Here is a 9874-nt window from a genome sequence, read left to right on the forward strand (position 1 = left end):
CTCGCCCGCGGGCTGGCATTGCTGCGCCGAGCCTGGCCCGAGGCGGAGGAAGAGGTGCGCCGGCGCACCTGGCTGATCGTCCCGCTGGTAGAGCCCGGCACCGTGAGCTATTCCCATCTCGCCCGACCGGGAATCTCCTACCTGAATGTCTTTCGCGGCAGCCTCGTCGATCTGGCCGACGACCTGCTGCACGAGACTGCGCACCATCGCCTGCATGCGTGGCAGGAGACGATCCGCTTCTCCTCGCTCGACGAGGAGCGCCGCTACTTCTCCCCCTGGAGACGGGCGCAGAGGCCGCTCAACGGCATTCTCCACGGCACCTATACCTTCCTCTTCAGGACCGAGCTCCTTCTCAGACTGTCGCGTGACGCGGCGCTGAGCTCCGCCCGGCGCAGGCGGCTGCGCCGCGAGGCGGCGATCGAAATGCGGCATTGCAGGATGGCGCTGGCGGATCTCACCCGGGCCGGACGAGGCGGGGAGCTCACCGGACACGGCCGGGAGCTGTTACGGAGCATGGCCCGACGTCTGCGCTCGCTGCGGGCGGGGCGCTTGTCCGGCCGATTCGAGATCGGTATATTCTGACCCGACCCCACGGTCATCTCTCGAAGCCGACCTCGCGGTCGGGCCTAGAAACCCACGGACTCAGGAGATCTTCTTGACCCCTCAGCAGCTCCAGGAATTGCAGAAAACGCTGTCCGGCCGCGTCGTGACGGAGCCGGCGGCTCTCACCGAGAAGAGCGGTGATTTCGGCAGGATGGTCCGGCGCACGCCGGGAGCCGTGGTGCGCTGTCTCAGCTCGGAGGAGGTGGCCGCCACCATTACTTTCGCGCGCCGCCACGGCATCCCGGTGGCCACCCGCGGCGAGGCCCACACGCAAAGCGGGCAGGCTCTCACCGAAGGGGGAATCCTGCTCGACCTGACCTCCCTGAACAACATCGAGAAGATCGACGAGGCGGGTTGCACGGTGCGCTGCGGGGCGGGAGTGAAGTGGATGGATCTGGTGGCGGCCACCGCCGGCCGTGGGCTGATTCCTCCGGTGCTGACCAACAATCTCGGAGTCACCGTGGGCGGGACCCTTTCGGTGGCCGGGCTGGGCGTCGCCTCCTATCGTTACGGCGCCCAGGGGGACAACGTCCTCGAGCTGGAGGTGGTCACCGGGACGGGAGACCGCCTCACCTGCAGTCCCGATAAGGACTCCGAGGTGTTCGACGCCGTGCGCTCCGGGCTGGGACAGTTCGGCGTGATCACCGGCGCCAAGCTGAAGCTACGCCCCTGCAAGGCGATGACCCGCACCTACTTTTTGCTGTACGACACCCTTCCGTCGCTGATGCAGGACGCAGCGGACCTCATGAGCTCGGATCGCTTCCATTATCTCGAGTCCTGGTGCGTGCCCTGCCCGCAGGGATTCAAGAAGGTGGGGAACGATTTCGTCCCGTTCGCAGAGTGGTTCTTCCCGCTGCACGCGACCATCGAGTTCGATGCGGCCTCCCCGCCCGACGACGAGGCTGCGCTGCGCGATCTGCGCTTCTACCGGAAATCGCACGTCGGCGATCGCACCCTGCTGGAATTCTCCAATCGGCTCGAGCCGCTGTTCGTCCTGTGGAAGCGGATGGGCTACTGGGCCAACACCCATCCCTGGATGGAGACCATTCTCCCCTGGCAGACGGCGGCCCCCTACATCCAGCAGGTCCTGGCGAACCTGCCTCCGACCTTCCTGGGGGGAGGCCACGTCCTGCTGTGGCCCTGCCGGGGCACGACGTCGAAGGTCCCGAATTTCATGACGCCTCCGGGAGAGAACGTGATGGGCTTCGGCATCCTCCCCGGCATCCCGCCCGAGCTTGCCGCGCCGGCACGCGCCCGGCTGAACCAGGCGTCCGACGCCAGCATGATGGCCGGAGGCAAGCGCTACCTTTCGGGGCTCATCGAGTTCGATCGCCCGCGCTGGAAGCAGCACTTCGGGGAGCGCTGGCCGAGGATCGTCGCGCTCAAGAAGACTTACGATCCGGACGGCATCCTCAATCCAGGATTCATCGATTACGGAGAATGATCCGGCGATGCGTCCCGCCGAGCACTTCGTCAAGTTCTTCCGCCAGCTCCCGGGACTGAGCGAGAAGGTCCTCACCGAGCCGGATTGGGAAGCGCTCCTGTCGATCGAGGATCGCTACGAGTTCCGCGCTCGAGTGGAGGAGATCTTTCCGCGGCTAACCGAGCAGGAGAAGGACCGGATGGCGCAGTTCCTGTACGACAAGAACCAGGAGCTGCTGCGCGAGGCTGAGGAGGAAACCGGCGGCGGCCCGCCGGAAGGCGAGGCCGGTTGAGCTGATTTCAGTCCAGGGGCAGGTCCGATGGATCGAGTCCCCGCAGCCGCAGGACCCTCTCGACGACCTCGCCGATGCGGTTGTTGGGCGTGGAGGCTCCGGCGGTGATGCCCACCACGACGGGACCGTCGGGCAGCCAGGGGCCGTCCATGCTCGGGCTCTTCTCCCCCACGCGCTTGTGCCGGATCGAGGACTTCCCCAGCAGGCAGCTGGCGTCCTCGATGTGGTAGGTCGGCACCTTCTCCGCGGCCAGCTCCGCCAGATGGTTCGTGTTGCTGCTGTTGTAGCCCCCGATGACGAGCATGAGCGACACGCCGCTCTGCAGCAGCCTGCCTACCGCGTCCTGGCGGTCCTGGGTGGCGCTGCAGATGGTGTCGAACGAGCGGAAGTGGGCCGGCAGGTTTCCTTCCCCGTAGCGGTCCGCCATGGCCCGGCGGATCATCTCGGCAACCTGCAGCGACTCCGAGCTGAGCATGGTCGTTTGGTTGGCCAGCCCCACGCGCTCCAGGTCGGTCCCGGGATCGAACCCGGTGGAGCAGGCGGACGCAAAGCGCTCCAGGAAAGCGCCTGCCTCGCCGCCGAAGCGAATCATTCGAGCCACGAGATCGGTTTCCTCCAGGTCCCGCACCACCAGGTACTTTCCGTCCGGGTGCAGGGAGGTGCGCGAGGCGGTGGCGCGCGTCTCCTCGTGGTTGTACTTGCCGTGGATCAGCGAGGTGAAGCCGTCTTTGGCGTAACGCTCCACGTTCTTCCACACGTTGAGGACCGATCCGCAGGTGGTGTCCACCAGGGTGCACCCCTTCTCCTGCAGCAGCCCCATCTGCTCGACCGTGACCCCGAAGGCCGGCAGGATCACCACGTCCGCCGGGCTCAGGCGGTCCCAGGCGTCCGGGTGCGCCCCCGCGCCGCTGAGGAAGCGGATGCCCATCTCCCGCAGCCGGCTGTTGACGTGCGGGTTGTGGATGATCTCTCCGGTGATGTAGAGGCTGCGATCCGGGAAGCGGGAGCGCGTCTCGTAGGCGTAATCCACGGCGCGGTCGACGCCGTAGCAGAAGCCGAACTCCTCCGCCAGCCGGAAGGTCACGTCGCCCGCGCGCAGCGTGTAGTCGTGGCTCTTCAGGTACTCCACGATGCGGCTGCGATAGTCTTCGTCGAGCTGGCCTTCGATCCGGGACTTGAGCCCGAACCCGCGGGGATAATACGAAGCGTCCGCCACCTTTTCCTCCTCACGCCTGGCGCAAAGCCGCTTTCAGTATAGCCGATGCGATTGCCTACCTCGCGGGGGCCGCGCCGCCATTGGCCTCGGCCAGGAGCTGGATTGCCTGCTCCCGGATCCTCACCGCTTTCTCGCGGGCCTCGGGAAGACCGCCGCGGTCAAGCATCCGCTGCATCTCGACCAGCTCGGCGCGCAAGCCGTCGAGGCGCGCCAGCAGCGCATCGGAGCGGGGATCCCCATGCAAGCCGCGCTCCCGCCGCAGCGCGATTACTGCTTCGTTGACCGCCATTCCCGCTTCGTAGCGGGCATTCAGGACCTCCTGGCGCATCAGCCCCTCGCCCGCCTTGCCTCTTTCCGTCGCAGCGTCCGAGAGACGCTTCGCCTCGTTGGCCGCCTCCTGCGCGCGCCGGTACGAGCGGAACAGGACGAACCGGTTGCGCTGCCGGCCGCATTCCTGCTCGTAGGCGCCGGCCGCGCTGCGGGCCCGCTCGAATTCCTGCGGCGCATACAGGTCGGCATGCACCGACCGGGCCTGCTCCAGGCTCTTGTGAACGCTCTCGCTCTCGTTATCGCAGGGATTGCCGCAGCCCAGCGCGCCCATCAGCAGGAAGCCAATCGGGACCAGCCGCAAACCGCTTCGGACCGCTGCCATGCTCGAGTCTCTCCTCCCCTTGCAGTTTGTCCTCGACTGTGTTCTATAATCCCTTCGGTTTGCCGGTTGCAAGATTGCCGGCTTCAGGCCTTGCGATGAAAGGGGGTCAGTTTGGCGAAAAAGCGCGCGAAAAGAAAGGCAGCGAAGCCCCGCAAGAAGAAGATGGCCCGGAAGCCTGCGCGTAAGACCGCGGGCCGGAAGTCGGGAATGAAGCGCAAGTCCTCCCGGAAGGCCACGCCGAAGGCGAAGAAGGCAGCCGCCAGGAAGGCTTCTCCCAAGAAGAAGGCCGCCCCGAGAAAGGCCGCCAAGGCCCCGGCGGTGGTGACCCCCTACACGCCCCCCGCGGCCGTTTCGAACCCGACGGGCTCGGGCGGCGAATCGGGCTGGTCGTCCGACTTCGAGGGCGAGGAAGAGTAAGTCCACCATCCAGATTTCGATTCGGGACAGGGGGGCTGTGCCCCCCTGTTTTTTTCCATGAGCAGGCCCGCAGCTTCCATGAGAATCCGCCCCGTCCGAGCCGCATCCCTCGCGGCGCTGCTGCTCTTTTGCGCGGCGCTGTCCGGAGGCGGCCGCCTGTCCGCTTCGGAAGCACGGACCGTCGACCCGGACATTCTCGCCCGGCGCGCCGCGGGATACCTGGAGCAGTTCCGGCGCGACGATCTGGGTCAGGCGCTGCGACTCTTCGGCCAGGTGGCCAGGCTCGCGCCGCGCGATCCGCGAGGCCCTGCGGGAGTCGCCCAGGTCCGCGCGCTGCGGTTCCTGTTCGGGTGGGACCCCGATCCCGATTCGCTCCAGGCGGGGGTCCGCGCCGGCCAGCAAGCCGTGGAAATCGCTCCCGAATCGGCAGAGGCCCGGTGGGCGCTGGGGATCGTCCGCCTTGCCGAGGGCCGCACTACTCCTGCATTGGCCGAGATGGATCGCGCCGTCCAGCTCGCTCCCGAGGCATTCCTGGCGCACTTCTATCGGGGCATGCTGCTGCGTGCTCTGCGACGCAGCGCCGAGGCGCAGGAAGAAGCGCAGGCCGCACTGAGGCTCTCGCCCGCCTCTCCCGCCGCCCAGACCCTGCTCGGAGATTGCCTGCAGGACGAGAGGCGCTTTCTCGAGGCGCGCAACGCCTATCTCACCGCCGCCGAGCTGGATCAACACTTTCTCTGGGCCCGTCTCGGTCTGGCGGCGGCCTATCAGAAACAGGCCAATTTCGCCGCCGCCGAGAAGACCTATACGCTGACCGAGCAGGACTTTCCCGAGGACCGGACGCGCATCCGGATCCTGGCAGCTTCGCTCCTGGTGGCCGGACAGAACTACGAGGACGCCGTGACCGTCTACCAGGGAATCTCCGAGACCGAGCAGCTCTCGCCTCCCCTGATGCGGCGGCTGTTGCAGGCCGGACGGGCCTATTCCCTGGAGAAGCTGGGCAAGGCGGAGGAGGCGGAGTATTTCTGGAGCCGTCTCGTGGAAGAGTTCCCCGAGGATTACGACGGGCCGGTCCGCGACCGCGAGGTTGCGGCGCAGGCATACGAGGCCCTCGCCCGCATCCATGATTCCAAAGGAGACGCGACCCGGGCCGACAAACTGCTCGAGAGAGCGTGCGCCCACCGGGGCATGCCCTTCTCGGTCTACGCCACCCTCGCCGCGCGGCAGCAGACCAAAGGGAAGGTGTCGGAAGCGGTGAAAACCCTGCGTCGCGGCCTGGCCGAAGCCCCTCCGGACGAGGACTGGATCATTGCGACACAGAGTCTGCCGAGCCTTTCTAGGGCCCTGGTCGCGGAGCGGTCCGCTTCCAGGGATACGCGGGCGGGCGCCCAGGCGTTGTTCGAGGAGGCTGCCAGGAAGGTCGCCGCCTCTTCCCCTTCCTCTCATGTGCCCTACATGAATCTGGCGCGCGGCGAAGCCCTCCTGAAGATGAATTCGCAGGCGCTCGGGCATCTGAAGCAGGCGGTGCACAACGGCTTCATCGGGATGGAGAAAGTCGCCGTCGATCCCGATTTCCGTGAGGTCGCCGCCGACCCCGGCTTCAAGGCGATTTCCGAGACACGCTGACTTCCCTCCAACAGGCTTCGCCATCGAGCACGGCAGCAAAAAAGTGCCCGCCCCACGGGCAAAAATTGTCCCGCAACAGCCCCCCGGGTCCAGATTCCCAACAGCGTTACCCTTTCCCTCGTCATAACTAACCGAAGGCGAAACCGCCTTTTAGAGGCGCCGATTACGAAGTCCGCCAGCGCTCGTGAATTGGTATTTCTATTGCTTTATCTAGGCGCAGCGCAGATTTTAAATATCTGGCAGGAGGTGGAGACAACGTGAAGAACTCGATGCGGCTTCTCATTGCGACGGCGATCCTGTGCGTGGCTCCTATCGCGTCCTACGCGGCCGATGCCTCGAAAGGGACCTGCTCGGCCGTGGTGGGGTCGAACACCATTGAGTACGACTGCAACTACGTGGCCAAGGACTACGAGATGAACTCGCCGCTCGTCCTGAAGCTGGACTATACCTGCTCGGTACGCTGCGGCGGCGTTCTCGCCTTCGGTCTGACGGGACCCGGCTACACGCCGAAGGGCGAGGTCGAAGGACACATCGTCTCGGTGGACCGCAGCCCCGGCTCGATGAGCTTCACCCTGATGTTCAGCAAGCTGCACGAGGACAGCACCGGCGGGAACTGCAACGGGACCGCCTTCATGAGCATGATGCTCAACGTGGATGACGGCTCCGGGCGGTTCAAGCCCACCTCGCTCCCCTTCAAGGTCCACGTCAACGGCAACGGCGGCAGCGCCGGCAGCAACTAGGCCAGTCCGTCAGGTCGAAAAAAAAGGCCCGGAGGCATCTCGCCTCCGGGCCTTTCTATTTGCTGTCGAGCCGGGTTAGCGGCGCAGCTTGATGGCGAGGGGCTGGTCCAGAGTGATGGTGACCTCCGTGCCGGACTTGATCTTCATCTCGGTACCCTTCGTGCCCGCGGCGATGCCGGTGCCGATGGCGCCGCCCACGACCGCGCCGAGCGCCGCATCCTTCGTATCGCCTCCCAGCACCTTGCCAAGGATCGCACCGCCGGCCGCGGCCCCGCCGATCGTACCGCCCTTCTTGGCGGTCGACTTCGCCTGCTCGGAGAACGAGGCGGACATGGCGGCGGAGACGCCGCTGGGCGTCGTGACCCGATCAAACGAAAGACCGAGCATTCCGCCCGATTCCTTCAGCCCTTTCTTGGCGGGAACGACCTCGGTGATCTTCCCCTCGACGGTCGAGCCATCCGGCAGGGCGACCCGATCTCCGGAGAGAATGGGATCGACCAGCGTGGCATGGAACGTGTCGCCCACCTGATTGACTCCCGAGTTCAGCTCCTCATCGAACTTGACCTTGATCGGGGTTCCGGCGGGAACGTTGATCGTCACGGTGGCGGGAGCGGGGGGCGCCGGGGGCGCGCTCATCGGCTGGGTGTTGAAGTCCCGGGATGTGGCCTTGCGGGCAGGCGCCGGCTGCGCCTGCGCCGGCTCCGGCTGTGCCGGCTGCGGATCGGTGGCCGCCGGTTCCGGAGGCGCGGTGGTGTCGTTGGAGGCGATCTGCGATCCCTCCTCATTCGTGGCGGCCTGCTCATCCTTCTTGGCGCAGGCCACGCCGGCGAGGACCGCGATCAGGACACAACATGCGAAAACGGCCCAAGTACTGCGAAGCTTACGGTTCATCTCGACTCCTTCTGGATAGTCGCGACGCAGGCGGAAACCTGAGGATCGGTCAGGGCCCGATCGCGATGTTGACCGGCTGCTCCAGGGTGATGGCCAGGTGAGTGCCGGACGTGATCTCGATTTCCTTGCCCGGGGTACCCGCGGCGATTCCCGTGCCGATGGCTCCCCCGATGACGGCGCCGACGGCGGCGTCCTTGGTACTCCCTCCGAGAATCTTCCCGAGAATCGCTCCTCCCGCGGCGCTTCCCCCGATGATTCCAGCGGTCTTCTTGCCCGATTTGCCGACGGTGGTGAGAGAGGCCGACATCGGGGCGGTGAAGCCGGCCGGGGTCTCGATCTTGTCGAAAGAAAGGGTCAGCGCTCCCCCCTTGTCCTTGAGACCCTTCTTGGCGGGAACGACGTCGGTGACCTGGCCGCGAATGGTGCTGCCGGTCGGAATGGCCACACGATCCCCGACGACAATCGGGTCCGTGGTCTTTCCCTTGAAAGTGTCGCCCGCCTGGCTGGTCGAGGAGCCCACGGTTTCGAGGAGAGTCAGGTGAATCTCCGTCCCGGAGGGAATGGTGACGCGAGCCAGCCGGCTGGCCTCGCTCGAGGGGCCTTTGGTTTTTTCGGAAGACGGGGACTCGGAGGACCCGCTCTTGGCCGGCTGCTGCCCCGAGCACGAGGCGAGGAGCAACGCGGAGCACAGCAAGGCAGCCGACCACGCTGCCCCCGGGAGCCAGGTCCTTCCTCGGAACTTTGATTCGGACGCTTTATCCCGCATAACCGGCGCAAAGTATAGTGACCGGGTCGAGGGGATTCAATGTTTGCTTGAAGAAGTCCTCCTTCCGGCGCGCATCTTGATGCACCAGAACGGCTTCATCCTGATGAAGGGTTCCGCGCCGCTCCGCTTCAACTGTAACGGCGCGACGCCTGGAGCCGCGCCCGCTTCGATTTCGTAACCCGCGCGCTCCCACCTCCCTCGAGCTCAAAGACGACTCGGAGAGTCGGAACCCCCGAACCATCCGACCCAACTATTCAAAATCTTGGACGACTATCCAACAATCCGTTGGATTACTTAGTTCCGCGCGGTAGAGAACGGGATTCCCTCCTTCCCATTCGGCAGTACAACCCTTTCACAGCGCAGGTCTTCCACGATTGCCGTGTCGCGACGACAGCCTCTGGCAGTGGATTTGCTGTCTTGCGGCGCGGGCCAAGGACTCTTCTCACACTCCGGCCCGCACAGCAAAGCAGTTGGTCTTCGGAAGGAGGTGAAGCCGGCGCATCACCGCTGTGCCTCGCCCGTTTTTGTGGGCGGGAATGCGTTCCCTCCGGGCGGGTGGCCTGGATCAACCATTTATTGGAGAAACGACTGATGAAGAAGTACTTCGTCATGCTTTGCATCGCGGCGGCCGTGGCCGGCGCCTCGTCGTTCGTCGTCGCCGAAGACGACAGCAACGGCGAGAAGAAGTTCGTGCTGCACGGCGAAATCCGCCAGCGCGCCGACTACAACGACAACCTGGTCGATGGCACCGACGACACCAGCGATTCGTTCCTCTTTTTCCCTTACCGGGCGCGGATCGCGGCCGAGGGGCATTTCGGCAAGGGCGTGATCGGCTACATCGAGATGCAGGGTTTCGGTTTCTGGGGCGACGTTCCCCCCATCAAGGACTTCACGTTCGGCCCGGTGGGCGGGGACAGCCCTGATTCGCCGTTCGTTCCCATCGGCGATCCCGCCAACATCTCGGCCGAGACGAACACCGGCCAGCTCTTCAGCAACGACATCGAGCTGTACCAGGCGTACATCAACCTGAGCGAGATCGGCGGATCGAAGTGGGACATCAAGATCGGCCGTCAGGAGATCGTGCGCGGCACCGAGTTCCTCCTGGGCGACAACGACTTCTACGACGGCATCTCGCATGATGCCCTGATGGGCAGCTGGAACGCGGAGCACTTCAGTCTGGATATCTGGTGGGCACGCCCGCTGCAGAGCCCGGATGCCAACTTTGACGTGGCGGCCCCGCCGGTGACCCCG

Annotated in this window: 11 protein-coding genes; 7 read left to right on the top strand and 4 right to left on the bottom strand. The window is 65.5% G+C overall.

All coding sequences use genetic code 11. The annotated features are described in order from the left end of the window. From VFW45_13605 to VFW45_13615, 3 genes are all read left to right on the top strand, one after another. The coding region (locus VFW45_13605) for an HEXXH motif-containing putative peptide modification protein (GenBank protein ID HEU5181818.1) at positions 1–582 on the top strand (582 nt) is incomplete at its 5' end. A gap of 73 nt (positions 583–655) precedes the next feature. Further along, complete coding sequence (locus VFW45_13610; protein ID HEU5181819.1) at positions 656–2047, top strand: FAD-binding protein; 1392 nt, start codon at positions 656–658, stop codon at positions 2045–2047. A gap of 7 nt (positions 2048–2054) precedes the next feature. Next, entirely contained in the window at positions 2055–2318 is a 264-nt protein-coding gene (locus tag VFW45_13615; GenBank protein ID HEU5181820.1) for a hypothetical protein, read from the top strand. 7 nt (positions 2319–2325) lie between these two features. Here VFW45_13615 and VFW45_13620 read toward each other — a convergent pair whose 3' ends face one another. Next, positions 2326–3534 (bottom strand): 4-hydroxy-3-methylbut-2-enyl diphosphate reductase, encoded by a 1209-nt coding sequence (locus tag VFW45_13620; GenBank protein HEU5181821.1) that lies wholly within the window; start codon positions 3532–3534, stop codon positions 2326–2328. Between the two features lie 55 nt (positions 3535–3589). Further along, entirely contained in the window at positions 3590–4186 is a 597-nt protein-coding gene (locus VFW45_13625) for a hypothetical protein (protein HEU5181822.1), read from the bottom strand. Positions 4187–4393: 207 nt separating this feature from the next. On the opposite strand from VFW45_13625, the gene VFW45_13630 reads away from it, so the two are divergent. From VFW45_13630 to VFW45_13640, 3 genes are all read left to right on the top strand, one after another. Continuing rightward, positions 4394–4603: a hypothetical protein gene (locus VFW45_13630; GenBank protein HEU5181823.1), complete on the top strand. Its 210-nt coding sequence runs from the start codon at positions 4394–4396 to the stop codon at positions 4601–4603. Positions 4604–4681: 78 nt separating this feature from the next. Further along, entirely contained in the window at positions 4682–6226 is a 1545-nt protein-coding gene (locus tag VFW45_13635; protein HEU5181824.1) for a tetratricopeptide repeat protein, read from the top strand. A gap of 257 nt (positions 6227–6483) precedes the next feature. After that, entirely contained in the window at positions 6484–6966 is a 483-nt protein-coding gene (locus VFW45_13640; protein HEU5181825.1) for a hypothetical protein, read from the top strand. A 75-nt stretch (positions 6967–7041) separates the two neighbouring features. Here the strand turns inward: VFW45_13640 and VFW45_13645 are convergent, their stop codons facing one another. Together VFW45_13645 and VFW45_13650 are read right to left on the bottom strand one after the other, a co-directional pair. Continuing rightward, positions 7042–7857: a hypothetical protein gene (locus tag VFW45_13645; protein ID HEU5181826.1), complete on the bottom strand. Its 816-nt coding sequence runs from the start codon at positions 7855–7857 to the stop codon at positions 7042–7044. Between the two features lie 49 nt (positions 7858–7906). Next, on the bottom strand, positions 7907–8551 hold the full coding sequence (locus VFW45_13650; protein HEU5181827.1) for a hypothetical protein: 645 nt from the start codon (positions 8549–8551) through the stop codon (positions 7907–7909). A 663-nt stretch (positions 8552–9214) separates the two neighbouring features. On the opposite strand from VFW45_13650, the gene VFW45_13655 reads away from it, so the two are divergent. Further along, positions 9215–9874: alginate export family protein (locus tag VFW45_13655; protein ID HEU5181828.1), on the top strand; the 660-nt coding region annotated here is incomplete at its 3' end.

The organism is Candidatus Polarisedimenticolia bacterium (assembly GCA_035764505.1).
Taxonomy (GTDB): Bacteria; Acidobacteriota; Polarisedimenticolia; order Gp22-AA2; family AA152; genus AA152.

Coding starts and splice junctions, on each gene's coding strand:
- VFW45_13635 (HEU5181824.1), top strand. CDS start 4,682: ATGAGAATCCGCCCCGTCCGAGCCGCATCCCTCGCGGCGCTGCTGCTC.
- VFW45_13615 (HEU5181820.1), top strand. CDS start 2,055: ATGCGTCCCGCCGAGCACTTCGTCAAGTTCTTCCGCCAGCTCCCGGGA.
- VFW45_13625 (HEU5181822.1), bottom strand. CDS start 4,186: ATGGCAGCGGTCCGAAGCGGTTTGCGGCTGGTCCCGATTGGCTTCCTG.
- VFW45_13630 (HEU5181823.1), top strand. CDS start 4,394: ATGAAGCGCAAGTCCTCCCGGAAGGCCACGCCGAAGGCGAAGAAGGCA.
- VFW45_13645 (HEU5181826.1), bottom strand. CDS start 7,857: ATGAACCGTAAGCTTCGCAGTACTTGGGCCGTTTTCGCATGTTGTGTC.